Raw genomic sequence first — 26,505 nt, forward strand, 5'->3', positions numbered from 1 at the left:
GAGCATTAATGCCCGTTGAAATCATTGGTCTTTTTTCTCGGATTCCGGCGCTTTCGGGCATTAATTCACAAGCTCTCAGCTCGTCACCACCAGGCGGCGATCGGCGGCCGGCGGCAGGAAGGCGTCGGTGTAGACATCCTCCGGCTTCAGCTTCGGCGCCATGCCATAGGCTTCCTCCACCGCCGTGAGCCCCAGCTGGAAGCGGGAAGGCACCACGGAGGACAGGCCGTTCGCCATCACATGGTCGGAGACGATCTGCTCCCGCAGCGAGACCTGCTGGCGCTCCGCCTCGATCGCGACATCGGTCAGCGGCTCCGCCGCCTTCAGCGCGGCGATGCAGCCGGCGGGATCGCGATGCGCTTCCCGCAGCGACCGGATGCCGCCGGCGACGACGGCGCGGACCAGTTCCGGGTTGCGCCGCGCATAGTCGCGCGTGGTCAGCCAGCAGGTGCCGTACAGCGGCAGGCCGTAGTCCCGGTACCAGAGGATGCGCTGCTGCGGCCAATCCATGCCGAGCGCCTTCAGAGACATGCCCGTGCTGGTGGCGGCGCCGGTGATGCCATCGGCCCGGCGCTGCACCAGCATCGGCTCCCGCAGTTCCGGGCGCACCGTCAGCCAGTTGACCTTGGATGCATCGAAGCCGGCGGCGCGGGCGAAGGCGGGGAAGATCTGGCGGCCGGCGTCGCTGTCGGGCGCGGCCAGGGTCCGACCCTCGAAATCCTTCGGCGCGCGGATCGGCCCTTCCTCCCGCACCGTGGCGCAGAGCAGGCTGCGGTCGCCGAAGACGCCGACCACGACCAGGCCGGCATTCGGGTTCTCCGCGATGAACTTGATGACGGGGTTTATGTCCGCCTGGGCGATTTCATAGGCGCCACCCGCCACATCGATGGGCACGCGGCCCGATCCGAAGCCGCGGTCGATCTGCAGGTCGATGCCGGCGTCGCGGAAGAATCCCTTCTCCCGCCCGTAGAGCATGAAGGCGTTCGGGCCCTGGAAGGCCCAGTCCACCTGGTATTTCACGCGCGGCAGGGCCTGGGCGCGAAGGGTGGCGGGGGCGGCGACCAGGCTGGCGGCGGCAAGGCCAAGGGCACGGCGGGTGATCGGCATGGGCTGGATCTCCGGCTGGGTGGCCGAAGACAGGCAAGAAGCCTGCCAGCCCTTCAGGCGCGGGGCGGCAGGGTGGTGGTGGTGCCGCCGCTGGTCGCGGTCCAGCCGCTGACATCGATGACGAACATCCGCGGCGGCTCCACCAGGCGATGCACGGCCCGGCCGGGTTCCAGAAGCCATTCGACGTAGCCGGGGCGCGGGAAGCGCCGGCGCCGCTGCTGGCTGCGCCGCACATCCACCATCGCGGTCGGCGGTGCCCAGACGATGTCCATGCCGCGATGCCGGAGGCGGCGATAGACATGCAGGTGCCCGCAGGCGATGACCTTCACGCCCCCCGCCACGCAGGCATCCAGGAAGCGGGCGCGCGGCGCCGGCGGGATGACGCTGGTGCTGAAGCCCTGGTCCGCCGGATCGGCATCGAAGGGCGGCATGTGGACGAAGACCATGGCGGCCTGCCCGCCGCGCGCGGCCAGCGCCTCCGACAGGAAGGCCTCCTGCGCCGCTTCCCCCGGCAATTCGCTGCCCATCAGCGCGGTATCAAGGCCGATGAGCCGCCAGCCCGCCACATCCTCGCTCCACCATTGCGGCCCGACATGGTCGCGCCAAGCCTGCATCCGCGCATCGTTGACGGGCTGGGCGAGGCGCGAGAAGGAGGGTGCCTCCCCGATGTCGTGATTGCCGGGGATGGCGAGGCAGCGCGGCCCCAGTGCCCGCAACGCGGCCGCGCCGAAGGCGAGGTCCGCCGGCGCCGCCGGCCCGTTGAAGGCGACATCGCCGCCATGGACGATGAGGTCCGGCGGATCGGCCTGCATCGCTTCATGGAAAACGGCCCAGTTGTCCGCGAAATAGCCATGAGTGGGCGAGAGATGGGTGTCCGACACATGCACCAAGCGAAGCGCGCCCATTCGACCCCTATCCCCTCAAGCCCGCGCATGATGCGGCAGGGCCGTGACAGGGGCGGGACGCGGGGGTGACGTTTCGGCGAAGGCGGCTGTCACGGACCGGACGCCAAAGCGTCGTCGGCGCATCACGCGGCGCTGGCACACAGGGGCGAACCGAGGAGCCCCCGCCATGGACCTGTCCCGCCGCGCTGTTCTCTCCCTGCCTGCCCTCGCCGCCACGCCGCGCCTGGCCCTCGCGCAGGGCAATGATCCGCGGCCGCTGCTGACCATCGGCGTGGCGGAATTGCCGCCGACGCTGGAGCCCGCGCGCGAACTCTCCAATGTCGGCACGCGCGTCACCTACTCCATCTTCGACACGCTGATCCGGCGGGACTTCCTCGGCACGCCGGATGGCGGCGGGTCCGCGCTGCAGCCGCATCTCGCGCTGTCCTGGGAACGCAACGGGCCGCACCAGCTGACGCTTCGCCTGCGGGACGACGTGCTGTTCCACAATGGCGATCGGCTGACGGCGGAGGATGTGGTCTACACCTTCACCTCACGCCGCATGTTCGGCCCGGATGCGCTGATGCCGGAGGCGCGGTCCTATTTCGCGACGCTGGCGGGGGTGGAGGCGCTGGGCCCGCATGTCGTGCGCTTCACCACGCGCGTGCCGGACGTGCTGCTGGAACAGCGGCTCGCCAGCTGGTGCGGCTGGATCGTCAATCGCCGCGCCTATGAGGAGCGGGGCTTCGACGGCTTCAGCCGCGCGCCCATCGGCACCGGCCCCTTCAAGGTGCGTGAGTTGCAGACGGACCAGCGCATCATCCTGGATGCCTTCGACGAGTATTTCATGGGCCGGCCGACGGCGCGGGGCGTGGTGTTCCGGCAGATCCCGGAGCTCGCCGCGCGGGTCGCGGCGCTGCAATCCGGCGGCGTGGACCTCATCACCAATGTGCCGCCCGACCAGGTGGGGCAGCTGCGGCGCACCGCGGGCGTCACCGTCCGCAGCGTGGTGCTGGCCAATGTCCATGTGCTGACCTTCGACGAACGCGGCGCGGGCATGGGGGACCGGCGGGTGCGCCAGGCGCTGGGCCTCGCGCTGGATCGCAAGCTGCTGGTGGACACGCTGTGGGATGGCGCCGCGGTGGTGCCGCCCAGCCACAATTTTCCCGAGTATGGCCCGATGTTCCTGGAAGGCCGGTCGCTGCGCTTCGACCAGGCGGCGGCCCGGCGCCTGCTGCGGGAGGGGGGGTATCGGGGCGAGGAGATCGTCTACCGCACCATGCCGAACTACTACACCAATGCGCTGAAGGCCGCGCAGGTGGCGGTGGAGATGTGGAAGGACGTCGGCATCAACGCGAAGCTCCAGGTGGTGGAGAATTTCGCGCAGATGCGGGGCGCGGGCCAGCAGATCGGCAACAACTCCAACTCCACCCGCCTGCCCGATCCGCTGGGCTCGCTGTGGATTTCCTGGGGCCCGGCCAGCTGGTTCCAGGTGAACGGCGCCTTCCGCAGCACGGAGGCTTTCAACGCCGCTGGCCGCGCGCTGGAGGCGGAGACGGACCCGGCGGCGCGGAAGGTGCTGTTCCAGCGCATGCTGGAGGCGTGGGAGCAGGAGGCGCCGGGCACGGTGCTCTATCAGCCCGCCGAGTTCTACGCGATGCGCAGCCGCGTGCAGTGGCGGCCCTACACCTTCTACTTCATGGATCTGCGCCCGGATAATCTGCGCTTCGGCTGATGACGGTCCAGGGCCGGTTCGGCCCTGGCGGGAGGGGCGCGGGGAGGGCAGCGCCCTCCTCGCATCGCCGGCGCTATACGCCGACGCTACACGCCCACCCGTTCGGCGGCGCCCTTGAGGAACCCGCCCAGTGCCCGGTGGAAGACCGGCTCGTCCAGCAGGAAGGCGTCGTGGCCCTTGTCGGTCGCGATCTCGACGAAGGAGACATTGGCCGCGGCCGCGTTCAGCGCGCGGACCAAAGCGCGGCTTTCCTCGGTCGGGAACAGCCAGTCGCTGCTGAAGCTGGCCACCAGGAAGCGGGTGCGGGTGCCGCGGAAGGCGTTCGCGACTTCCCCGCCATGTTCCGTGGCCAGGTCGAAATAGTCCATGGCGCGGGTGATGGTGAGGTAGCTGTTGGCGTCGAAGCGGCGGACGAAGGTGCTGCCCTGGTGGCGGAGGTAGCTTTCCACCTCGAACACGTCTTCCAGGAAGGTCAGGGCGGAGGCGCCGCGCAGCCGCCGTCCGAACTTCCGGCCCAGCGCCGCTTCCGAGAGGTAGGTGATGTGCGCGACCATGCGGGCGACGGAGAGGCCCTTGGCCGGGATGCGCCCATCCTCCCAGTAGCGCCCGCCCTTCCAGTCGGGGTCGCCATGGATGGCGGCGCGGCCGACCTCATGGAAGGCGATGTTCTGGGCGGAATGGTAGCTGGCGGTCGCGATGGGGGCGGCGGCTACCACCATGTCGGGGTAGGTCGCGGCCCATTCCAGCACCTGCATGCCGCCCATGGACCCGCCGACCACCGCCAGCAGGCGATCGATGCCGAGGTGATCCACCAGGCGCTTCTGGGCGCGGACCATGTCGCGGATGGTGATGGAGGGGAAGTCGATCCCCCAGGGCCGGCCCATGGGCTGGCCTTCCGCATCCGTCATCTCCTCCGCCGGGCCGGAGGAGCCCATGCAGCCGCCCAGCACATTGGCGCAGATCACGAAGAAGCGGTTGGTGTCCACCGGCTTGCCGGGGCCGACCAGCGTGTCCCACCAGCCGGGCTTGCCCGTCACAGGCTGGGTTTCCGCCACATACTGGTCGCCCGTCAGGGCGTGGCAGATCAGCACGGCGTTGGTCCGCAGCGCGTTGAGCTTGCCATAGGTGCGGTAGGCCACCGCCAGCGGCTTGATGACGGCGCCGCTGTCCAGCGCCAGGCCATCGGCGAAGACGGCGCGCTGGTGTTCGAGCTGGGGAAGGGGGGCCAGGGCCTCGGTCATCGGTCTCGGGGCGTTTCCGACGCAGGAATAGGGGTCTCGGCGGCGGACGGCAACCGGGGCGTGCAGCCCGTGGGGGCTTAGGGGCTGGCCGGTCCTTGGCGTGGGGGACGCGCGCGTCTATGGATCACGCCCCCGACAGCGCCTTCTTCCAGGGACCCCTGCCATGACCGTCATGCCGCGCCCGTCCATCCTCTCGGTCGAGCCCTATGTCGGCGGCGAGTCCAAGGTCCCGGGCGTCAACCGCATCATCAAGCTCTCCTCCAACGAAGGCGCCTTCGGTCCCCCGCCCGCGGCCATCGAGGCGATCGCGGCCGGCGCGCGGGAGGCGCATCGCTACCCCGATGGCGGCGCCGCGGCGCTGCGGGAGGCGATCGGCGCGCGCTTCGGGCTCGACCCCGCCCGCATCGTCTGCGGCAACGGGTCGGACGAGCTGCTGGCCATGCTGATCCTGGCCTATGGCGGGGAGGGCACGGAGCTCATCATGTCCGCCCATGGCTTCATGATGTACGAGATCACCGGCCGCTGGGCGGGCTGCCAGGTCATCAAGGTGCCGGAGAAGAACCTCACCGCCGATGTGGACGGCCTGCTGGCCGCTGTCGGGCCGCGCACGCGCCTCATGTTCCTCGCCAACCCCAACAACCCGACCGGCAGCATCCTGGCCCAGAGCGAGGTCGAGCGGCTGCGGCGGGAACTGCGCCAGGACGTGCTGCTGGTGCTGGACAGCGCCTATGCCGAATACGTCACGCGGCCGGACTACGATCCCGGCCAGAAGCTGGTGGATTCCACGCCCAACACGGTGATGACGCGCACCTTCAGCAAGATCTTCGGCCTGGGCGGCATGCGCCTCGGCTGGGCCTATGCGCCGGCGGCGATCGTCGACATCCTCGGCCGCGTGCGCGGGCCCTTCAACGTGAACGCCGCCGCCATGGCCGCCGGCATCGCGGCGCTGGCGGAGCCCGGCTGGATCGAGAAGTCCATCGCCCACAACACGGAATGGCGCGGCAAGATGGCCGCGGCGGCGGAAGGCCTCGGCCTCAAGGTCTGGCCGAGCGAGGGCAATTTTCTTCTCGTCGATTTCGGCGATGCCGCGCGCGCCAAGGCCGCCGATGCGCATTTCCGCGCGCGCGGGCTGATCGTGCGCGCCATGGGCGGCTACGGCCTGCCCCAATGCCTGCGCATCACCATCGGCAATGCCGAGGAATGCCAGATGGTGATCGACGCCCTGACCGACTTCACCCGTGGTTGACTCCCCTGGGGCTGAGCCCCTCTTCGACCGCGTCTGCCTGCTGGGCGTCGGCCTGATCGGATCCTCCATCGCGCGCATCGCGAAGCAGCGCGGCGGGCTGGCGCGGACCGTCGTGGCCCATGCCAAGACGCCGGCGACGCTGGCGCGCGTGCGCGAACTCGGCATCGCCGACATCGTCGAGGAGGACGCGGCGAAGGCGGTCGAAGGCGCCGACTGCGTCATCTTCTGCGTGCCCGTCGGCGCCTATGCCGAGGTGATGGCCACCGTCGCGCCCCACCTGAAGCCCGGCGCCATCGTCACCGATGTCGGCAGCACCAAGATGAGCGTGATCCGCGACCTGGGCCCGCTGATGCCGCCGGGCTGCCATCTGGTGCCGGCGCACCCCATGGCGGGCACCGAGTATTCCGGCCCCGATGCCGGCTTCGCCGAGTTGTTCGACGGCCGCTACACCATCGTCACCCCCATGCCCGGCAGCGACCCGGCGGCGGTGGAGAAGGTGCGGGAATTCTGGCGCCGCTGCGGCGCCATGATCGAGACGCTGGACCCCGCCACCCATGACAAGGTGGTGGCCATCGTCAGCCACCTGCCGCACCTGCTGGCCTTCACCATCGTCTCCACCGCCGACGATTTGGCGGAGGAGACGAAGGAGGCGGTGCTGAAATTCGCGGCCTCCGGCTTCCGGGACTTCACCCGGATCGCCGCCAGCGACCCGACCATGTGGCGCGACGTCTTCCTCAACAACCGGGAAGCGCTGCTGGAAATGCTGGCCCGCTTCACGGAGGACGCCCAGGCGCTGGGCCGCGCCGTGCGCTGGGGCCAGGCGGAATTCATCGAGGACCGGATCCGGCGTGGCCGGAAGATCCGGAAGGGGCTCATCGACCGGAAGCAGGCCTGAGGGTGACTGTGGCTTTTTAGCCACTAACCCGTTTATGCCGATTATGCCGTTTAGGCGCGTTTAGCACCGTTTTCGCGGTGCTGCGGACGCAGCGGGGTCGGTGGCGGCAAGAACATAGACGGAACAACACGGGCATTCCAGGATAATCGCGCATCGTGAAGCCGGGCTTCACGCGGCATGCGGGTCAGCCTGGCTGGCGGCGCGGCGCGGGCAGGGCCATCTGCCGGCCTCGCCACCAGGAAACACGGCCATGGACATCACGCGCGCGGGCGCCACGCCCTCCACCAGGGGGCCGGCCGAGTACTTCACCGGCACCGTCCGCATCGACCCGCTGTTCAGCCCCCCGGAACCCGCCCGCGCCGCCGGCGCGCTGGTGACCTTCGAACCCGGCGCCCGCACCGCCTGGCATACCCACCCCCTCGGCCAGACGATCATCGTCACCTCGGGCTGCGGCTGGGCGCAGCGGGAAGGCGGGCCGGTCGAGGTGATCCGGCCCGGGGACGTGGTGTGGTTCCCGCCCGGGGAGAAGCACTGGCACGGCGCGACCGCGACCACGGCGATGAGCCATATTGCGGTGCAGGAGAAACAGGACGGGGCGCCGGTGACCTGGCTGGAACAGGTCTCGGACGAACAGTACCGGGCAGGGTAGGGCGCGCGGGCGGTTTCGGGGAAGGCGCCGCCTGCCCCGCACCCCATCCGCCAGGCCCGAGACGGGCCTGGACCGTCGTCAGGGGGCGGGACGGCGGAGGACCAGGATGCCGGCCAGGACCTGCAAGGCGAGGGCCAGGCCGATCGCCGCGGCGGTGGACCCGACATCCCGCATCAGGCCGAAACCCAGGGGTGCCAGCGCGTAGAGCGCCTGGTTGATCGCCTGCATCAGCGCCACCACCCGCCCGACCTCGGCCGGCGGGAACTCCGCCTGGACGATGAGCGGCGGCAGCGACAACAGATTGCCGACACCGATGCCGAACAAGGCACAGCCCAGCAGCAGCAGCCAGGCCTGGTCGCCCCCCAGCAGCAGGGCCAGCGACCCCGCCACCTGGGTCACGAAAGTGGCCGCGGCGGCCAGGCGGCGCTTCTCGCCCTGGGGCAGCAGCCAGCCCGTGACGGTGCGGCCCAGCAAGGCAAAGACCGTGACGAGGGAGACAGCGAAGCCCGCCCCCTGGACACCCAGGACTGGTGCGAGGAGCGAGACCAGATGCGTCACCAGCCCCATCTGCGCGAACAACCCGATGGCGAAGGCGGCGGAAAGCCCGATGAAACGGGCATCGCGCAACAGCGCCGCCCGGTCCCGCGCCGCGGCAGGCGCCACCGCGGGGGGCGGGCGCGCGGCGGCCTCCCCATCCGCATGCTGGCCGAACTCGGCCGGGCTGCGGCCGAGTACCAGGCCCGCCAGCGGCCAGACCACGGCCAGCAGCAACGCGGCGACGACCGCGGTAGCGGCGCCGAATCCCCAGCCCGCGATCAGCCAGGCCCAGAAGGGCGTCATGGCGATGCCGCCGATGCTGGCGCCGTTATAGGCCATGGCCAGCGCCGCCGGCCGCCGCCGGTCGAACCAGGGCATCAGCATGGCATTGATCGCCGCCCCGCTGCACAAGGCCCATCCCACCCCGGTCAGCGCCGCGGCCGGCGCCAGCAGCCAGGGGTGGGGCGCCCAGCCCCAGCCGAGCAGGCCGAGCGCGGAAGCCAGGGCGCCGGCGCGGGTGACGGCCGCGATACCGAAGCGGCGATGCCAGTCCGGCAGCAGGGCCACCAACCCGGCTGAGACGAGAAAATGGAATGTTACCGCGGCGGAGAGCCAGGCGACGGGCCAGGCCCGGCTGGCCGAGAGGGTCTGGATGTAGAGGCCGACCCCGTAGAAGCCGATGCCCCAGGCGAAAATCGCCAGCACGAAGGCGGCCTGGACAACCCTCCAGCCATGGAAGGGACGGGGCGGAAAGGGGCGGGGGACGGGCATTCCCGGGACACTGGACGGGGCCGCCCCGGCTGTGAACCGGCATCTTCTGTGAACGGGATGTGTTGCCGCACCGCAATACGCATGCTAAGGCGCGCCCGCCGTGGAACGGGGGTTAGCAAACGCTTACCCCGAGAGAAGCGCGCTTCGCAGACGCTCTGCCCAGAGACAGGACCGGGACCACCTTGGCCTCCGCAGCGATCAACGCAGACTCGGCCTCCACCAAGGCCCCGAACCCCACCGGGCTGTCGGAGCGCTATGCGCTCGCGCTGTTCGGCATCGTGGACGATCTGCGCCAGGGTGAGCCTGGCGCGGCCGACCGCATCGCGAAGGACCTGGAGACGCTCTTCGCGCTGTGGCGCGACGATGCGGGCTTCCGCTCCTTCGTCGCCGATCCGCGCTATGACGCGGCGGAACAGAAGCGCGCCGCCTTCGCGGTGCTGGAACGCGCGGGCATCGGCACGGAAGTGCGGAACCTGCTCGGCGTCCTCATCATCAACCGGCGGCTGTCCAAGCTGCCGGAAGTGGCGGCCAGCTTCGGCGCGCTGCTCGCGGCGCGCCGCGGCCAGCAGATTGCCGAGGTCGCGACCGCCCATCCGCTGTCGGATACCCAGCGTGCGCAGATCACCGCGCGGCTGACGGAAGCCGGCTATTCCGGCGTGCAGCTGCGCGAAAGCGTCGATGCCACCCTGCTTGGTGGCCTCGTCATCCGCATCGGCTCTCGCCTCTATGACAATTCTCTCAAGTCCAAGCTGCAGCGCCTGCAGTACGCCATGAAGGGGGCCGCTTAACATGGAGATCCGTCCTGCCGAGATTTCGGAGATCCTGAAGGCTCAGATCTCCGGCTTCGACGCTGAAGCCAATGTCGCCGAAGTCGGCACCGTGCTGACCGTCGGTGACGGCATCGCGCGCGTCTTCGGGCTGCAGAACGTGATGGCTGGCGAGCTGGTGGAATTCCCCGGCGCCGGCATCAAGGGCATGGCCCTGAACCTCGAGACCGACAATGTCGGCGTCGTCATCTTCGGTGACGACAAGGGCGTGAAGGAAGGCGACACCGTCTCCCGTACCGGTGAGATCGTGGACGTCGGCGTCGGCAAGGGCTTCCTCGGCCGCGTCGTGGACGCGCTCGGCAACCCGATCGACGGCAAGGGCCCGATCGTGGCCGAGACGCGCATGCGCGTCGAGGTGAAGGCGCCGGGCATCATCCCGCGCAAGTCGGTGCATGAGCCGATGCAGACCGGCATCAAGGCGATCGACGCCCTGATCCCGATCGGCCGTGGCCAGCGCGAGCTGATCATCGGTGACCGCCAGACCGGCAAGACCGCCGTGATCCTGGACACCATCATCAACCAGAAGGTGGCCAACGCCGCCGCGGGTGATGACGACAGCAAGAAGCTGTTCTGCATCTACGTCGCCATCGGCCAGAAGCGTTCCACCGTCGCGCAGCTTGTGAAGACGCTGGAGGAGAACGGCGCGCTCGAGTACTCGATCGTCGTCGCCGCCACCGCCTCCGACCCGGCGCCGATGCAGTTCCTGGCGCCCTACACGGGCTGCACGCTCGGCGAATACTTCCGCGACAACGCGATGCACGCGGTCATCTTCTATGACGACCTGTCCAAGCAGGCCGTCGCCTATCGCCAGATGTCGCTGCTGCTGCGCCGTCCGCCGGGCCGCGAAGCCTATCCGGGCGACGTGTTCTACCTGCACAGCCGTCTGCTGGAGCGGGCCGCCAAGATGAACGACGATTTCGGCAAGGGGTCGCTGACAGCCCTGCCGGTCATCGAGACGCAGGCCGGCGACGTTTCCGCCTACATCCCGACCAACGTGATCTCGATCACGGACGGGCAGATCTTCCTGGAGACGGAACTGTTCTTCAAGGGCATCCGCCCCGCCGTGAATGTCGGCCTCTCGGTGTCCCGCGTCGGCTCCGCCGCGCAGGTCAAGTCGATGAAGCAGGTGGCCGGCAAGATCAAGCTGGAGCTGGCGCAGTACCGCGAGATGGCGGCCTTCGCGCAGTTCGCCTCCGACCTCGACAGCACGACGCAGGCCCTGCTGGCGCGCGGCGCGCGCCTGACGGAACTGCTGAAGCAGCCGCAGTACAAGCCGGTTCCGGTGGAGGAGCAGGTGCTGAGCCTGTTCGCCGGCACGCGCGGCTACCTGGACAGCCTGCCCCTGAACAAGGTCGGCGAGTTCGAGCGGCAGTTCCTGTCCGAGATCAAGGCGCGCGCGCCGGAGATCGTCGCCTCGATCCGCAACGACCGCGAGATCAAGAAGGATGTCGAGGGCAAGCTGACCGCCTTCCTCGACGGCTTCGCCAAGTCCTTCAGCTGAGGCTAGGCGAAAAGGGATAGCGGCGGATGGCCAGCCTCAAGGCGCTGCGTGCTCGGATCACCTCGGTGAAGAGCACGCGGAAGATCACCCAGGCGATGAAGATGGTCGCGGCGGCGAAGCTCCGCCGCGCCCAGTTGGCGGCCGAGGCCGCGCGCCCCTATGCCGAGCGCATGGAGCGCATGCTGGCGTCCCTCGGCGCTTCCGTGGCGGGCAGCCCGGACGCGCCGAAGATGCTGGTCGGCACCGGCAGCGACAAGGTTCACCTGCTGGTCGTGGTCACGGGTGACCGCGGCCTGGCCGGCGCCTTCAACACCAATGTCAGCCGCTTCGCCCGGACGAAGATCCGGGAGCTGGAGGCGGAGGGCAAGACGGTGAAGGTGCTGTCCGTCGGCCGCAAGGGCGCGACCTTCCTGAAGCGCGAATTCGGCAGCCGGATCGTTGGCGAGATCAGCTTCCAGGGCAAGAAGCGCGTCGATTTCGGCGATGCGCAGGCCGTCGCGACCCGCGTGACGGAGATGCTGGAGGCGGGCGAGTTCGACGTCTGCACGCTGGTCTACAACCGCTTCCGCAGCGTCATCAGCCAGGTGCCGTCCGCGCAGCAGATGATCCCGGCCATGCTGCCGGCGACGTCCGCGACCGCGGCGCCCACCGGCCCGCAGGCCCTGTATGAATACGAGCCGAGCGAGGAGGAGATCCTCGCGACGCTGCTGCCGCAGAACCTGGCGATCCAGATGTACCGCGCGATCCTCGAGAACGCGGCGGGCTTCTTCGGCAGCCAGATGACGGCGATGGACAACGCGACCCGCAATGCGGGCGAGATGATCAACAAGCTCACGCTCAACTACAACCGCACGCGACAGGCCAACATCACCAGGGAGCTGATCGAGATCATCTCCGGTGCCGAGGCGGTCTGAGGAGCAAAGCCATGAAGAACAATGTCGGCAAGGTTTCGCAGGTTCTCGGCGCCGTGGTGGACGTCCAGTTCCCCGCCGAGTTGCCCTCCATCCTGAACTCGCTGCACGTCAAGATCGACGACCGCACGCTGGTCCTGGAAGTGGCGCAGCACCTGGGTGAGCGCACGGTGCGCACCATCGCCATGGACACGACCGATGGTCTGGTCCGCGGCGCCGAAGTCGTGGACACGGGCGCGGGCATCTCCGTGCCGGTGGGCACGGGCACGCTGGGCCGCATCATGAACGTCATCGGTGAGCCGATCGACGAGCGTGGCCCGGTGCCGCATGAGAAGACCTATACCATCCACCGCGAGGCGCCGTCCTTCGAGGACCAGGCGACGAGCGCGGAGATCCTGGTGACGGGCATCAAGGTGGTTGACCTGCTGGCCCCCTACCTGAAGGGCGGCAAGATCGGCCTGTTCGGCGGCGCCGGCGTGGGCAAGACGGTCACCATCCAGGAACTCATCAACAACATCGCCAAGGCGCATGGCGGCGTGTCCGTCTTCGCCGGCGTCGGTGAGCGGACCCGCGAGGGCAACGACCTGTATCACGAGATGTGTGATGCCGGCGTCATCAAGCTGAACGACGGCAACACCGAAGGCTCCAAGGTGGCGCTGGTGTACGGCCAGATGAACGAGCCGCCGGGTGCCCGCGCGCGCGTCGCGCTCTCCGGCCTCTCGGTCGCGGAATACTTCCGCGACGAGCAGGGCCAGGACGTGCTGTTCTTCATCGACAACATCTTCCGCTTCACGCAGGCGGGCGCGGAAGTGTCCGCGCTGCTGGGCCGCATCCCCTCCGCCGTGGGCTATCAGCCGACGCTGGCCACCGACATGGGCGCGCTGCAGGAACGCATCACCTCCACGAAGAAGGGGTCGATCACCTCCGTGCAGGCGATCTACGTGCCGGCGGACGACCTGACCGACCCGGCGCCGGCGACGTCCTTCGCGCACCTTGACGCGACGACGGTGCTCTCCCGCTCCATCGCCGAAATGGCGATCTTCCCGGCGGTGGACCCGCTGGACTCCACGAGCCGCGCGATGGATCCGCGGATCGTGGGCGAGGAGCACTACAACACGGCCCGCGAAGTGCAGAAGATCCTGCAGACCTACAAGTCCCTGCAGGACATCATCGCCATCCTGGGCATGGACGAGCTCTCGGAAGAGGACAAGCTGATCGTGGCGCGCGCGCGCAAGATCCAGCGCTTCCTCTCCCAGCCCTTCCACGTCGCGGAAGTCTTCACCGGCACCCCCGGCGTCTTCGTGAAGCTGGAGGACACGGTCCGCAGCTTCGCGGCGATCTGCAAGGGCGAATACGACCACCTCCCGGAAGCCGCCTTCTACATGGTGGGGACCATCGAGGAGGCCGTGAAGAAGGCCGAGACGCTCAAGGCCGCGGCCTGAGACTGACCGCCCGGCCCTGATGGGCCGGGCGCCATGCCCGCCCATGCCTCGGGCGGGCTTCATGACTGAGAACGGGATCACCCGATGGCCACCTTCCAGCTCGAACTCGTCTCCCCGGAGAAGCTGCTGCTGAGCCGCGCGGTGGAGATGGCCGTGCTGCCCGCCGCCGAGGGCGAGATGGGCGTCCTGCCCGGCCACGCGCCGATGATCGTCACGCTCCGCGGCGGCGTGATCGCCGTGACCGAGGGCGGGCAGATCACCGAACGCCTCTATGTCGCCGGCGGCTTCGCCGAAGTGACGCCGGATCGCTGCACGGTGCTGGCGGATGAGGCGACGCCGGTGGCGCAGCTGTCCAAGGCCGGCGCCGAGGCGCGGCTGAAGGAGGCCGAGGCCGCCTATGCCGCTTCCGGCAGCGAGACGCCGGAACGCCGCGACGCCGTGATGGCGAAGCTGCTGGCCGCGCGGGTCGCCGTTTCCGTCGCCGAAGCGGCCTGAATTCCACATCGTGTCCCGACAGGGCCGCGCCGCGTCATGCGGCGCGGCCCTTCGTGTTTCAAGGCGGCTTGAATCCGTGCCGCCGCCGCCGAACATTGGCGGGCAGGCGCATGACGCCAGCAAGGGGATGGCCTTCCGGCGATGAAGCACTGGCATATCGATCAGGTCGGCTGGGACCGCTTCGACCGGACGAAGCTCGATCCGGGGGTCGTGCCGCTCATCAAGGCGGCGGCGATGGTGGAGCGGAACGCGGCCGACTACGTCACCTACCTCGCCCGCGTCTTCGGCGATGATCCCGCCTTCCAGGCGGCTGCCGAGCATTGGGGGGTGGAGGAGACGCAGCACGGCGACACGCTCGGCCGCTGGGGGATGCTGGCCGATCCGGGCTGGGATTTCGAAGCCGCCTTCGCCCGTTACCGCGCGGGCTACCAGATCGACGTGAAGGCCGATGCCTCCATCCGCGGATCGCGGACCGGGGAGCTGATCGCCCGCTGCATGGTGGAGACCGGGACCAGCAGCTACTACACCGCGCTCGGCGAGGCGACCGAGGAGCCGGTGCTGAAGGAGATCTGCCGCCTGATCGCGGCGGATGAATACCGGCACTTCAAGCTCTTCTACGACCACATGAAGCGGTACCTGGCGCGGGAGAACCTGTCCTTCCTCCAGCGGCTGAAGGTCGCGACGGGGCGGATCGGGGAGAGCGAGGATGACGAGCTCGCCTTCGCCTTCCATTGCGGGAACGAGACCGAGGACACGCCCTACAGCCATGACCGTTGCATTGCCGGCTATATGAGCCGCGCGATGGGCTATTATCGCTTCCGCCATATCGAGCGGGGCATGGGCATGGTCTTCAAGTCGATCGGGCTGGAACCGCGCGGGCGGCTTTCCGCCGTCGCGGCGCGGGGCGCCTGGAAGCTGCTGGAATGGCGGCGCGACCGGTTCCGCCAGGCGCTGGCGAAGGAAGCGGCGGCGAATGACGCGCGGTCGCCCGCCATGGCGGCCTGACCTTGCGCCTGACCCGCCGCGCGGCGGCGCCCTTCCTGCTCTCGCCCTTCCTGGCGCAGGCCGCCGCCGGGCAGCCCTTCAGCCCGCAAAGCGCGCCGGACCGGCCGCTCGGGGAAATCGCGGCCAGCCGTGGCCTGACCTATGGCTGCGCCGTCACCGCGAAGCTGATCGCGGAGGAGCCTGAATTCGCGGCCCTGGTTGCGCAGGAAGCCAGCGTGCTGGTGCCGGAATATGAGGGGAAATTCGCGGCGCTGCAGCCGGAGGAAGGGCGGTTCGAGACCGGGTCGCTCGATGCGCTGCTCGCCTGGGCGGCCCATTTCCGCAAGACCGTGCGCGGCCATGCGCTGGTCTGGCACCAGGACCTGCCGCCCTGGGCCGTGGCTGCGATCGGGGAGGGCCCGCGCCGCGCCCGCGCCGTGATGGACGCGCATTTCGACCGCGTCCTGTCCCACACCCGCGCCCGCATCCGGGACTGGGACGTGGTGAACGAACCCATCGCCAACCCGCCGGGATCGGACGTGCCGGAGCCGCCGGGGAACACCACCGACCTCCGCGACACGCCCTGGCTGCGGGCGCTCGGCCCCGACTACATCGCCATCGCGCTGCGCGCGGCGCGGGAGAGGGACCCGCTGCTGCGCATCACGCTGAACGATTACGGGGTGGAGGACGACACGCCGTCATCCGAGGAGAAGCGCCAGCGGCTGCTGCGGCTGCTGCGCGGGCTGCGCGCGCGGAACGTGCCGCTGGATGCGGTGGGCATCCAGGCGCATCTCCAGCTCCGCAATGCCTTCCGGCCGGACCAGTTCCGGGATTTCGTGCGGCAGATCCGGGCGCTCGATCTTCAGGTGCTGATCACGGAGCTGGATGTGCGGGAGCTTCGCCCGCCGGTCGGCGACTTCCCCGCCCGCGACTTCGCCGTGGCGCAGCGCGTCCATGCCTTCGCCTCCGCGGCGTTCGAGGGCGGTGCGCGGTCCCTGCTGACCTGGGGCATCAGCGACCGCTGGTCCTGGCTGCACCGGGAACAGGCGGTGGCGCTGGCGGCCGGGGATGTGCATCGCGGCCTGCCCTATGATTGGGAACTGAACCGCAAGCAGATGTGGCGGGCCCTCGCCCGCGCCTTTCTGGGCCAGCCCGCGGGATAGGTGAATCGTCACGCCCGGGGCGGGGGCCGCGAAGGACGATGACGAAACGGCCACCGCTTGCCATCTTCCATCCGAAACCGGGAGACCTTGGACCATGTTGACCCGCCGCTCTGCCCTGATGACCCCGCTTGCCCTGCTGGCGACACCCGCGCTGGCACAGGCGCCCTGGCCGAACCGCCCGACGCGCATCGTGGTGCCGATCGCCGCCGGCGGTGCGCTTGACATCACCGCGCGGATGCTGGCGGAGCGGTTGCAGGCGCTGCTGGGCCAGCCCTTCGTGGTGGAGAACCGTGCCGGCGCCGGCGGCAATATCGGCAGCCAGCATGTCGCGCAGTCGCCGGCCGACGGCCACACGCTGATGCTGGCGGCGGCGAATACGCTGGCGGCGAACAAGTTCCTCTATGGCAACCGCATGCCGATCGACCCGCTGAGGGACCTCGGCCCCGTCACGCGCGTGTCCACCGGCACCATCCTGATGGTGGTGAATGCGCAGCGCCCCTGGCGGAGCTTCGCGGAGCTGATCGCCTTCGCCCGCGCCAATCCGGGCCGCGTTTCCATGGGGTCCTCCGGCACCGGGACCACCAGCCATCTCTTCATCGAACGGGTGAAGCGGGCGGCCAATGTGGACATCACCCATGTGCCCTATCGCGGCGGCGGGCCGGCCATCCAGGACCTGGTCGCCGGCAATATCGACATGATGTTCGACGTGATGCCGGCGCTGATGCCGCATGTGCGGGAAGGCCGGGTGCGGCCGCTGGCCGTGGGCTCCGCCAGCCGCGTGACCTTCGTGCCGGGGCTGGAGAATGTGCCGGGGATGGATGAGGTGCTGCCGGGCCAGGGGATCGATGCCCAGGCGTGGTATGCCGTCGTCTCGCCCCCCGGCCTGCCGGCGCCGGTGCTGGAGAGGGTGCACGCGTCCATCGTGCAGGTGGCGCGGGCGCCGGATTTCGGAGAGCGCCTGGCGCCGCTGGGCTTCCAGGTCGTCACGGATGCGACGCCGGCGGCGTTCCTGGAGTTCTGGCGGGCCGAGGAGGATCGGTGGAAGCAGTTGGTGGAGATCAGCGGGGCGACGGCGGAGTAGTGGCCCGGGGGGAACGCCGTTCCCCCCGTACCCCCCATGCCAGGGTCCAGCGGGACCCTGGACCGCGGGGATATTGATGATGGTCCAGGGGGGGTCTCCCCCCTGGCTGATGGGGTATGGGGAAGGCAGCGCCTTCCCCATCAATCACCGGGCGAGCGGCCCGAATGCCCGCACCAGCTCCTCATAGATCCCCCGCTTGAAGCTGACCGCCAGCCCCGGCAGTTCCTCGATCCTCGCCCAGCGCCAGGCATCGAATTCCGGGTGCGGGTCCGCATCGAGCTTGATGTCGCCGTCCACCCCCGTGAAGCGCAGCGCGAACCAGCGCTGCCGCTGCCCGCGGTATCTCTGCGCCATGCGCATCCGCTGGAGTTCCGGCGGGAAGTCGTAGGTCAGCCATTCCGGGTGTTCGGCGATGATCTCGGCCTTGTTCGTGCCGATCTCCTCCGCCAGTTCGCGCAGGACGGCGACGCGAAGGTCCTCCCCCTCATCCACCCCGCCCTGGGGCAGTTGCCAGCCGCCGGCATGGCCTTCGGCATTGGGCATGTCCGCCCGGCGGGCGATGAGGACCAGGCCCGCCTGGTTGAACAGGACGGCGCCGACATTGGGGCGGTAGGGGAGGGGGCTCATGGCCCGCTTGTAGCGCCGCGCCCCCGGATCGTCACCGAGTCGCGGCGGCTGGTGTCGCGGCCTGTTCGGCGGGGCGGCGGAGCATGGTGGTGACGGGGGCGAGGACCGCGCCGCGTTCCTCCAGCCCGCTGGCCCAGGACAGGATGGCGGCGACGGCAGCGGGGGTGGGGTTGCCGACCAGGCCGAGGGCGGAGCTGGGCGTGCTGGCGCGGGCCAGGGCTTCCAGCTCGGCCAGGCGGCGTTCGATCTCGCCCCGGGTCTCGGAGGGTTCGTCCAGCAGGACATCGACGGTGCGGCCGATGGCGCGGGCGGGCTGGGGCGCGCCTGGGCGGGGATCGATGTAGAGCAGCCCGCGCGCGGTGAGCACCTGCTGCATCTGCGCCAGCAATTCCGCATTCTGGGCGAAGCGTTCGCCCCGCATGCGCGACAGCGCGCCGATGGCGCCGACCTGGGCGGGGGTGCGGGACAGGGCCCATTCCAGGCGTTCGATATTCTCGCCGACCGGCAGGGTGGTCAGCAGGGCGCGGTCGCCGGGATCGGCATCCCGCCCATAGCCCGCGGGTTCCAGCGGCAGGGCGGTCAGCACCTCCATCCCCCGGGCGCGGGCGCGTTCCAGCAGGGGTTCGGGGCGGGTGGCGTAGGGGCTGAAGGCGAGGGTGACGGCGCCGGGCAGGCGGCGGATCGCTTCCTCCGAATGCTGGGCGAAGGCGCCCATGTTGCCGACGATCAGGCCGATGCGGGGGCGGCGATCCTCCCGGTCGAAGGGGCGGGCATAGGTGCGGATGGCGGTGCGGCCGTCCGGGCCGAGCTTCGGGATGGGCGCGCCGTGGCGGGAGGCTTCCTGCAGCAGCGGGTCGGGCGGCGGGATGGCGGGGTCGGCCGCGGCGCGGCGGGCGGTGGCGGTGGAGAGCGGCGGCGGTTCCGGCGCTGCCACCGGGGTGGCGGATCCCGTGGCGGGCGGCACGGGCGCCGCTGCCGCGGGCGACGCGGATGCCGATGGTGCCGCTGCGGGCGGCGCGGGCGCTGCCGCCGTGGCCTGTGGCGTGGCTTGCGGGGCAGTGCCGGCGGCGGTGGCCGTGGCGGGGGCATCCGGCGGGCTGGCGGGATCCGCGACGCCGGCCGTGGCCGGGGCCGGCGGGCCCAGCCATTGCAGGGTGATGGCGCCGGCGCCGAGGATGAGGAGGAGCCCGGCCCAGAATCCGGCCAGCGCCTGGCGGCTTGTCACCCTCATCGGCCGCCAGGCATCGGTGGATTCAGCGCTGGACGCGGCGCTGCGGCTGGGCGGGGGCGGCGGCGATGGCGCGCAGCAGCTGGGCCGCCTGTTGCAGCTGGTGGTCGGTCTCGGGCTTGGTCGGGTCGAAGGCAGGGGCGCCTTCGGCCGGGGCGCGCACGACCCGGTCCAGCACGCCGGCCGGCAGGTTCAGCGGCGGCAGGGGGGGCGGCGCGGGCTGCGGCGCGGCGGCGGCGCGTTCGCCGTCGTTGCGCAGCGCGCGACGCAGGTCGGCTTCGCGGTCCCGCGCCGGCGCGTTGGGGTCCACGCGGGCGGCCAGCACCTCGATATCCGGCTCGATCCCCGTCGCCTGGATGGAGCGGCCTGAGGGCGTGTAGTAGCGCGCCGTCGTCAGGCGGATGGCGCCCTGGCCGGGGATGGGCATCACGGTCTGGACGCTGCCCTTGCCGAAGGACTTCACGCCCATCACGATTGCGCGACGATGATCCTGCAGCGCGCCGGCAACGATTTCGGAGGCGCTGGCGGAGCCGGCATTGACCAGCACGACCATCGGCAGGCCCTGGGCGATGTCGCCGGGGCGGGCGTTCCAGCGCTGCGCGTCTTCCGCGCGGCGGGCGCGGGTGGAGACGATCTCCCCCTGGTCCAGGAAGTCATCCGCCACCTGCACGGCCTGGTCGAGCAGGCCGCCGGGGTTGTTGCGGAGGTCGAGGATGACGCCCTTCAGGTTGGTGCCGGCCTGGTTGCGCATGGACGTCATGGCGCGGCGCAGCGCGCCTTCCGTCTGCTCATTGAAGGAGGAGAGGCGGACATAGGCGATGTCGTTGCCTTCCATCCGGAAGCGGGCGACCTGCGGGCGGATGACGTCGCGCGTCAGGGAGAGTTCGACCGGGCGCGACTCGCCTTCGCGCCGGATGGTCAGGCGGATGGCGGTGCCGCGTTCGCCGCGCATCTGCTCCACCGCTTCCTGCAAGGTCAGGCCCTGGGTGGACTGGCCGTTGAGGTGGGTGATGAGGTCGCCGGGCTTCACGCCGGCACGGGCGGCGGGGGTGTCGTCGATCGGGGAGATGACCTTGACGTACCCCCCCTCCTGCGTGACTTCGATGCCGAGGCCGCCGAATTCGCCGCGCGTCTGCACCTGCATGTCGCGGAAGCTGCGCGGGTTCATGTAGCTGCTGTGCGGGTCCAGGCCCTGCAGCATGCCGTTGATCGCGTTCTCGATCACGTCGCGGTCGGTGACGGGCTCCACATATTCGGCGCGGATGCGTTCGAAGACATCGCCGAACAGGTTGAGCAGGCGATAGGTCTCCGCCCGTCCGCCATCCTGCGCCCAGGCCTGGATGGTGGGCAGGGCGATGACCGGGCCGATGACGGCGCCGGCCAGGAAGGCCGCGGTGACGGCGCCGAAGGTGCCGAGGCGACGGCGCCTCGAGGCGGGTGGGGCGGCCATCACGCTTGGCCCGGCAGGAGAGGCGCCGAGATTCGGAATCCGCGCGACCTTGGGGGTGCGCCGATCATCCTGCTGTCCAGACACGTCGCTCATGCGACCACCCGCATCCTTGGGTCCCGGGCCGGAAGGCCCGCGACCTGACCAATATGACCCGGGGTTATGACCCCGGGGTTACCCCCGCGCCGCGAACCAGGGCCGCGGATCCACCGGCTGCCCGTTGCGCCGAAGCTCCACATAGAGGGAACCGCCCGCCGCGCCAGCCCCGCCGAGCACACCGATCGGCTCCCCCGCCAGAAGCCGCTGCCCGGCGGAGGCGTCAAGCCGATCGAGCCCGGCCAGAACAAAATGGTATCCTGCACCGCAATCCACAATCAACAGAAGCCCGAAGGATCGGAATGGGGCGGCGAAGACGGCGCGACCGTTGCAGGGGGACACCACCCGGGCGCCCCCGGCCGCCGCATAGGTGATGCCCCGATGCGGGCCGCCGGCAACGGCTTCGCCCCATTGCGTCGCCACCCGCCCGGCCACGGGCACGGCGCGGCCACCGGTCGGGACCACGGGGGCGGCGGCCTGGCGCGGGGGCGGTTCCTCCCGCGGGGCTGCGCGGTTGGCGGTGCGGTTGCGGGCTTCCGCCCGGGCTTCCTCGGCGGCGCGTTCCGCGGCACGGGCGCGCGCGGCCTCCGCCAGGCGGCGTTCGCGGGCTTCCTCCGCGGCGCGGCGGGCGGCCTCCGCGGCCCGGGCGGCGGCGTTGGCGCGTTCCTCGGCCTCCCGCCGCTGTCTTTCGCGTTCCAGGCGCGCCAGGACATCGGCCAGGTCGCCGGCGCGGGCGGCGGCTTCGGCGGCCCGGGTGGCGGCGCGTTCCTCGGCCTCCTCCGCCGCGCCGCGGCGGCGGCGGGCCTCGGCCAGCTCCTGTTCCAGGACGGCCTCGGCCTCCCGCGCCGCGGCCTCGGCGGTGGCGAGCGACTCGGCCTCCCGCGCCGCCCGGCGCTCTGCCTCCTGGGCGGCCTGCTCGGCCAGGCGCAGCGCGGCGGCCTCCTCCTCCAGCCGCCGGACCAGGCCGCGCAGGACCAGCGCGCCCCGCAGGGCGTCATCCGGCTCCCCCGGCACGGCCAGCACCGTCTCCGCCGGCCAGAGGGAGAGGCGGAGCATGACGGGCAGCAGGGGACGCAGCGCGGCGGCGCGGCGGGACATTTCCGCGGAAGCGGCCTGGCCGTCGCGCCGGGCGGCGATCAGCTGCTGGCGCGCTTCCTCCACCAGGGCTTCGGCGGCCTGGGCGCGGGCGGCGGCTTCCACCCGGCGCTCCGCCAGGCGGATCTCCTCCTCCGCCAGGGCGCGGGCGCGTTCGGTGGCGGCTTCGGCAGCGCGGCGGCGTTCGGTGGCGGTGCGTTCGGCATCCCGCACATCGCGCGCGGAAGGCTGCGCCAGGGCCGGGGCAGCCAGCGTGGCGAGGAGGCAGGCCGGGAGCATCCATCGGCGGATCGTCACATCCCGTGCCTAGCACCGCGGCAGGGGGCGGGGCCAGTTCGGGCTCCCTTCCGCGCGGGAAGCCTGCCCGGCATACTCGGCGCCAAGACAGGGGAGACTTCAAGATGGTCGCCTACCGCACCACTGTGGAACTGCTGCAACAGGGGAAGGGGAACGCCGCCGCCATCCGCGCGACGGAGGGGCGGGCCGCCCTGACCTATGACGGGCTGCGGGCCCTGGCGGCGGCAACGGTGGCCGCGCTGAACGCGCGCGGCATCGGGCGCGGCGACCGGGTGGCGATGGTGCTGCCGAACGGGCCGGAAATGGCGACCGCCTTCGTGTCCGTGGCCGCCGGCGCCACCACCGCGCCGCTCAACCCGAGCTACCGGGGCGAGGAATTCGAATTCTACATCGACGATCTGAAGGCGAAGGCGCTGATCGTCCTGAAGGGGAACGAGACGCCGGCGCGGGGTGCGGCCGCGAAGCTCGGCGTGCCGGTGATCGAGCTGGTGCCGGATGCGGCGGGCGGCGCGGGCGCCTTCACGCTGGAGGGCGGGCCCTCGGGCAGCGCGGCGTCCCCGGGGATGGCGGGAGAGGATGACGTCGCGCTGGTGCTGCATACCTCCGGCACCACGGCGCGGCCGAAGATCGTGCCGCTGACGCAGGGCAATATCTGCGCCTCCGCCCGGCACATCGGCGCGACGCTGGCGCTGACGCCGGCGGATGCCTGCCTCAACATCATGCCGCTGTTTCACATCCATGGGCTGATCGCGGCGGTGCTGTCATCCCTGGGTGCGGGGGCTTCCGTGTGCTGCACGCCGGGCTTCGACGCGCTGAAGTTCTTCCGCTGGATGGATGAGGAACGGCCGAGTTGGTACACGGCCGTGCCGACCATGCACCAGACGATCCTGACGCGGGCCGAGCGCAACGCGGAGATCATCAAGCGCGCGCCGCTGCGCTTCATCCGATCCTCCTCCGCCTCCCTCCCCGGGCCGGTGATGAAGCAACTGGAAGACGTGTTCGGCGTGCCGCTGGTGGAGAGCTACGGCATGACGGAGGCGAGCCACCAGATGTGCTCCAACCCGCTGGCGGGCCCGCGCAAGCCGGGGCTGGTCGGGCTGCCGGCCGGGCCGGAGGTGGCGATCATGGATGATGACGGATCGATCATGGCCAAGGGGGGCATCGGGGAAGTCGTGATCCGCGGGCCGAACGTGACCAAGGGCTATGAGGCGAACCCGGAAGCCAACGCTAAAGCCTTCACCAATGGCTGGTTCCGGACCGGGGACCAGGGGATGTTCGATGAGGACGGGTTCCTCATGCTCACGGGGCGGTTGAAGGAACTGATCAACCGGGGTGGGGAGAAGGTCTCCCCGCTGGAGGTGGATGGCATCCTCTCCGACCACCCGGCGGTGGCGCAGGCGCTGACCTTCGCGATCCCCCACGCCAAGCTGGGCGAGGAAGTGGGCGCGGCGGTGGTGCTGCGGGACGGCATGGAACTGACGGAGCGGGAGCTGCGCGACTTCGCATCGAAGCACCTGGCCGATTTCAAGGTGCCGCGGAAGGTCGTGTTCCTGCCGGAAATCCCGAAGGGGGCGACGGGCAAGCTGATGCGCATCGGGCTGGCGGAGAAGCTGGGGCTTTCGCTGTGAACGCCCCCGATGGTCGGAGGGGCGAATGCCCCGGAGAGCTGAATCGGTGGCGCAAACCATGAAAATCTGTGTGTTTGGCGCCGGCGCGATCGGCGGGCTGATGGCGGCGAAGCTCGCCGCCCGCGGGGATCACGAGGTCACGGTGATTGCCCGTGGCCCGCATCTGGCCGCCATGCAGCAGAAGGGCCTGGTGCTGCGGAGCGAGGGCACGGAGATCACCGTGCCCGTCCGCGCCGTCGCGACCGCCGAGGAAGCGGGCGTGCAGGACTATGTCGTCGTCACGCTCAAGGCCCATTCGCTGCCGGGGGCGGCCAGGCAGATGCAGCCGCTGCTGGGGCCGGAGACGGCCATCGTCTCCGCGGTGAATGGCATTCCCTGGTGGTATTTCCATAAGCTCGCGGGCCCGCATGAGGGGCGGCGGGTGGAGAGCGTCGATCCCGGCGGCGTCGTCAGTGACTTGCTGGCGCCGTCGCGGGCCATCGGCGCCATCGTCTATCCGGCGGCCGAGGTGCCGGAACCCGGGGTCATCGAGCACACCTATGGCGACCGCTTCACCCTCGGCGAACCCGACGGCAGCCGCAGCCCGCGCGTCAGCGCGCTGAGCGAGGCGCTGATCGCGGCCGGGCTGAAGGCGCCGGTGCGCCCCAAGATCCGGGACGAGCTCTGGGTCAAGCTCTGGGGCAACATGGCCTTCAACCCGATCAGCGCGCTGACGGGCGTGACGCTGGACGTGCTGATCGGCGATCCCGGCCAGCGCGGCGTGGCGCGGGCGATGATGCTGGAAGGCCAGGCGGTGGCGGAGAAGCTCGGCGTGCGCTTCGCGATCGACGTGGACAAGCGCATCGCCGGCGGCGCGGAAGTGGGCGCTCACAAGACCTCCATGCTGCAGGATCTGGAACGGGGCCGGCCGATGGAGATCGATGCGCTGCTCGGCGCCGTGGTGGAACTGGCGGCGCTGGTGGAGGTGCCGGTGCCGATTTGCGACACGGTGCTGGCGCTGGTGCGGGCCAGGGCGCGGGTGGCAGGCTGCTATTGAACGGGTAGGCCCGGCGGATCATCCGCCGGGCTTCTGATCATCATCACCATCGGCTGATGGCCGATTGCCACGCTGGAACGTTAGAGCTCCCGACCGCAACCCAATGGGAGCTGCCCGATGACCCGTGTGCTCGTGCTCTACTATTCCGCCTATGGCCACATCGAGACCATGGCGCAGGCCGTGGCCGAAGGTGCCCGCGCCGCCGGCGCCGAGGTGGACATCAAGCGCGTGCCGGAACTGGTGCCGGAGGATGTCGCGCGGAAATCCTACTACAAGATGGACCAGGCCGCGCCGGTGGCGACGGTGGACGACCTGCCGAACTATGACGCCATCATCTTCGGCAGCGGCACGCGCTATGGCAGCGTCACGTCCCAGATGCGGAACTTCATCGACCAGACCGGCGGTCTCTGGGCCAAGGGCGCGCTGAACGGGAAGGTGGGGTCGGTGTTCACCTCCTCCGCCACGCAGCATGGCGGGCAGGAGAGCACGATCCTGACCTTCCTGCCGACGCTGATGCATCTCGGCCTGATCATCGTGGGCCTGCCCTATGCCTTCCAGGGGCAGATGGGCGTGGGCGAGGTGAAGGGCGGCAGCCCCTATGGCGCCTCCACCATCACGGATGGCGATGGCAGCCGGCAGCCTTCCGCGGTGGAGCTGGATGGCGCGCGCTTCCAGGGCAACTACGTCGCCAAGGTGGCTGCGGCGGTGAAGGCGGGCGGGAACCTGTTCGGGTGATTGCAGGGGGAGCGCTGCTCCCCCTGCACCCCCTCGCCAGGGTCCAACCGGACCCTGGACCGGGAGGCTTGTCAGCCGCCGAACAGGTTGCGCAGCGTGCCGATGCCCTCGATCGTGACCTCGACGGTCATGCCGGGGCGCATCGGCAGCGCGCCGACGCTCGTGCCGCAGGCGATCAGGTCGCCGGGTTCCAGCGTGATGTCCCGTGACAGCAGGGAGACGATGCGCGCCGGCGGGAGGATCATGTCCGACGTCGGATAGTCCTGGCGCACGCGGCCATTCAGGGAAACCTTCACGCGCAGCGCTGACCAGTCGAGCCCCGTGGCGATGGCGGGGCCGACCGGGCCGAAGCTGTCGGCACCCTTGGCGCGCGCCCATTGCGGGAAGGACGGATCGGCCGTCAGCGTATCCAGCGCCGTCACGTCATTCACGCAGGTCAGGCCGAAGATGGCGGCGGCGGCTTCCTCCTCCGTCGCGTTGGAGACGCGCTTGCCGATCACCAGGCCGAGTTCGCCTTCATAGATGACGCGGCCGGTGTAGCCGGGTGGCGGCGCGATGGTGGCGTCGGGGCCGACGATGCTGCGGGGCGACTTCAGGAAGAACAGCGGCGATTCGGGGTGGGAAAGCCCCTGCTTCGTCGCGGCCTCGGCGAAATTGTTCCAGAGGCCGATGAAGATCGTGGGGCGGATTGGGGGCAGCAGCGTCGCCTCCGCCAGCGGGAAGGGCGCGCCTTCGGGCGCGGCGGTGGCGAAGAGGTCGCCGGTGTGGGGCTGGATGGCATCGCCCTCCAGCGTGCCGAAGCCTTCCATCCCGTTGCGCGCGTAGCGGACCCAGAGCGTCATCGCCG

At 70.4% G+C, this 26,505-nt stretch carries 24 protein-coding genes; 15 read left to right on the forward strand and 9 right to left on the reverse strand.

Annotated features, from left to right (window positions below; all coding sequences use genetic code 11):
- Positions 1-75: 75 nt before the first annotated feature.
- Positions 76-1,107, reverse strand: a complete 1,032-nt coding sequence (locus BM041_RS02340) for an ABC transporter substrate-binding protein (RefSeq protein WP_175533675.1) — start codon at positions 1,105-1,107, stop codon at positions 76-78.
- A gap of 53 nt (positions 1,108-1,160) precedes the next feature.
- The gene (locus BM041_RS02345; protein ID WP_092954915.1) at positions 1,161-2,012 is read right to left on the reverse strand and encodes a metallophosphoesterase family protein; all 852 of its coding nucleotides are present in this window, start codon (positions 2,010-2,012) and stop codon (positions 1,161-1,163) included.
- Positions 2,013-2,178: 166 nt separating this feature from the next.
- Between BM041_RS02345 and BM041_RS02350 the strand changes: the two genes are divergently transcribed.
- A complete protein-coding gene (locus tag BM041_RS02350; protein ID WP_092954918.1) occupies positions 2,179-3,726 on the forward strand; it encodes an ABC transporter substrate-binding protein in 1,548 nt (515 codons plus the stop codon).
- 86 nt (positions 3,727-3,812) lie between these two features.
- Here the strand turns inward: BM041_RS02350 and metX are convergent, their stop codons facing one another.
- The gene (gene metX, locus BM041_RS02355; RefSeq protein ID WP_092954921.1) at positions 3,813-4,967 is read right to left on the reverse strand and encodes a homoserine O-acetyltransferase MetX; all 1,155 of its coding nucleotides are present in this window, start codon (positions 4,965-4,967) and stop codon (positions 3,813-3,815) included.
- 163 nt (positions 4,968-5,130) lie between these two features.
- Here metX and hisC point away from each other — a divergent pair, with 163 nt between their 5' ends.
- The 3 genes from hisC (at position 5,131) to BM041_RS02370 (ending at position 7,757) form a co-directional block, all read left to right on the forward strand.
- Positions 5,131-6,213 (forward strand): histidinol-phosphate transaminase, encoded by a 1,083-nt coding sequence (gene hisC / locus BM041_RS02360; RefSeq protein WP_092954924.1) that lies wholly within the window; start codon positions 5,131-5,133, stop codon positions 6,211-6,213.
- Complete coding sequence (locus tag BM041_RS02365) at positions 6,206-7,108, forward strand: prephenate/arogenate dehydrogenase family protein (protein ID WP_092954927.1); 903 nt, start codon at positions 6,206-6,208, stop codon at positions 7,106-7,108. Before hisC ends, BM041_RS02365 begins: the two co-directional genes overlap by 8 nt.
- A 250-nt stretch (positions 7,109-7,358) precedes the next feature.
- Entirely contained in the window at positions 7,359-7,757 is a 399-nt protein-coding gene (locus tag BM041_RS02370) for a (R)-mandelonitrile lyase (RefSeq protein WP_092954930.1), read from the forward strand.
- Between the two features lie 78 nt (positions 7,758-7,835).
- On the opposite strand, the gene BM041_RS02375 is transcribed toward BM041_RS02370, so the two are convergent.
- Entirely contained in the window at positions 7,836-9,065 is a 1,230-nt protein-coding gene (locus tag BM041_RS02375; RefSeq protein WP_092954933.1) for an MFS transporter, read from the reverse strand.
- A gap of 182 nt (positions 9,066-9,247) precedes the next feature.
- On the opposite strand from BM041_RS02375, the gene atpH reads away from it, so the two are divergent.
- The 8 genes from atpH to BM041_RS02415 all read left to right on the forward strand — a co-directional run bounded on the left by atpH (position 9,248) and on the right by BM041_RS02415 (position 17,469).
- Complete coding sequence (gene atpH / locus BM041_RS02380) at positions 9,248-9,853, forward strand: ATP synthase F1 subunit delta (protein ID WP_245761894.1); 606 nt, start codon at positions 9,248-9,250, stop codon at positions 9,851-9,853.
- Position 9,854: 1 nt separating this feature from the next.
- A complete protein-coding gene (gene atpA / locus BM041_RS02385; protein ID WP_092954936.1) occupies positions 9,855-11,393 on the forward strand; it encodes a F0F1 ATP synthase subunit alpha in 1,539 nt (512 codons plus the stop codon).
- Between the two features lie 26 nt (positions 11,394-11,419).
- A complete protein-coding gene (locus tag BM041_RS02390) occupies positions 11,420-12,307 on the forward strand; it encodes a F0F1 ATP synthase subunit gamma (protein WP_092954939.1) in 888 nt (295 codons plus the stop codon).
- Positions 12,308-12,318: 11 nt separating this feature from the next.
- Positions 12,319-13,746: a F0F1 ATP synthase subunit beta gene (atpD, locus tag BM041_RS02395; RefSeq protein ID WP_092954942.1), complete on the forward strand. Its 1,428-nt coding sequence runs from the start codon at positions 12,319-12,321 to the stop codon at positions 13,744-13,746.
- An 84-nt stretch (positions 13,747-13,830) separates the two neighbouring features.
- Positions 13,831-14,241, forward strand: coding sequence for an ATP synthase F1 subunit epsilon (gene atpC, locus BM041_RS02400; RefSeq protein ID WP_092954945.1), 411 nt, complete (start codon positions 13,831-13,833; stop codon positions 14,239-14,241).
- A gap of 141 nt (positions 14,242-14,382) precedes the next feature.
- Positions 14,383-15,246: a ferritin-like domain-containing protein gene (locus BM041_RS02405; RefSeq protein ID WP_092954948.1), complete on the forward strand. Its 864-nt coding sequence runs from the start codon at positions 14,383-14,385 to the stop codon at positions 15,244-15,246.
- A 2-nt stretch (positions 15,247-15,248) separates the two neighbouring features.
- Positions 15,249-16,388 carry an endo-1,4-beta-xylanase gene (locus BM041_RS02410; RefSeq protein WP_245761895.1) on the forward strand — a complete coding sequence of 380 codons (1,140 nt, stop codon included), beginning with the start codon at positions 15,249-15,251 and terminating at the stop codon, positions 16,386-16,388.
- A gap of 118 nt (positions 16,389-16,506) precedes the next feature.
- On the forward strand, positions 16,507-17,469 hold the full coding sequence (locus BM041_RS02415) for a Bug family tripartite tricarboxylate transporter substrate binding protein (protein ID WP_245761896.1): 963 nt from the start codon (positions 16,507-16,509) through the stop codon (positions 17,467-17,469).
- 144 nt (positions 17,470-17,613) lie between these two features.
- On the opposite strand, the gene BM041_RS02420 is transcribed toward BM041_RS02415, so the two are convergent.
- From BM041_RS02420 to BM041_RS02435, 4 genes are all read right to left on the reverse strand, one after another.
- On the reverse strand, positions 17,614-18,096 hold the full coding sequence (locus tag BM041_RS02420) for an RNA pyrophosphohydrolase (protein ID WP_092954954.1): 483 nt from the start codon (positions 18,094-18,096) through the stop codon (positions 17,614-17,616).
- A 31-nt stretch (positions 18,097-18,127) separates the two neighbouring features.
- Entirely contained in the window at positions 18,128-19,327 is a 1,200-nt protein-coding gene (locus BM041_RS02425; protein ID WP_092954957.1) for a divergent polysaccharide deacetylase family protein, read from the reverse strand.
- A 22-nt stretch (positions 19,328-19,349) separates the two neighbouring features.
- The gene (locus BM041_RS02430; RefSeq protein WP_245761897.1) at positions 19,350-20,867 is read right to left on the reverse strand and encodes a S41 family peptidase; all 1,518 of its coding nucleotides are present in this window, start codon (positions 20,865-20,867) and stop codon (positions 19,350-19,352) included.
- 78 nt (positions 20,868-20,945) lie between these two features.
- On the reverse strand, positions 20,946-22,241 hold the full coding sequence (locus BM041_RS02435; RefSeq protein WP_092954963.1) for a murein hydrolase activator EnvC family protein: 1,296 nt from the start codon (positions 22,239-22,241) through the stop codon (positions 20,946-20,948).
- Between the two features lie 122 nt (positions 22,242-22,363).
- On the opposite strand from BM041_RS02435, the gene BM041_RS02440 reads away from it, so the two are divergent.
- The 3 genes from BM041_RS02440 (at position 22,364) to wrbA (ending at position 25,658) form a co-directional block, all read left to right on the forward strand.
- Positions 22,364-23,887 (forward strand): acyl--CoA ligase, encoded by a 1,524-nt coding sequence (locus BM041_RS02440; RefSeq protein WP_092954967.1) that lies wholly within the window; start codon positions 22,364-22,366, stop codon positions 23,885-23,887.
- Between the two features lie 58 nt (positions 23,888-23,945).
- The gene (locus BM041_RS02445) at positions 23,946-24,923 is read left to right on the forward strand and encodes a 2-dehydropantoate 2-reductase (RefSeq protein ID WP_092954970.1); all 978 of its coding nucleotides are present in this window, start codon (positions 23,946-23,948) and stop codon (positions 24,921-24,923) included.
- Positions 24,924-25,040: 117 nt separating this feature from the next.
- Complete coding sequence (gene wrbA / locus BM041_RS02450; protein ID WP_092954973.1) at positions 25,041-25,658, forward strand: NAD(P)H:quinone oxidoreductase; 618 nt, start codon at positions 25,041-25,043, stop codon at positions 25,656-25,658.
- 71 nt (positions 25,659-25,729) lie between these two features.
- On the opposite strand, the gene BM041_RS02455 is transcribed toward wrbA, so the two are convergent.
- Positions 25,730-26,500, reverse strand: coding sequence for a fumarylacetoacetate hydrolase family protein (locus tag BM041_RS02455; RefSeq protein ID WP_092954976.1), 771 nt, complete (start codon positions 26,498-26,500; stop codon positions 25,730-25,732).
- Positions 26,501-26,505: the final 5 nt, after the last annotated feature.

Origin of the sequence: Falsiroseomonas stagni DSM 19981 (assembly GCF_900114315.1) — a bacterium.
GTDB classification, from domain to species: Bacteria; Pseudomonadota; Alphaproteobacteria; order Acetobacterales; family Acetobacteraceae; genus Falsiroseomonas; species Falsiroseomonas stagni.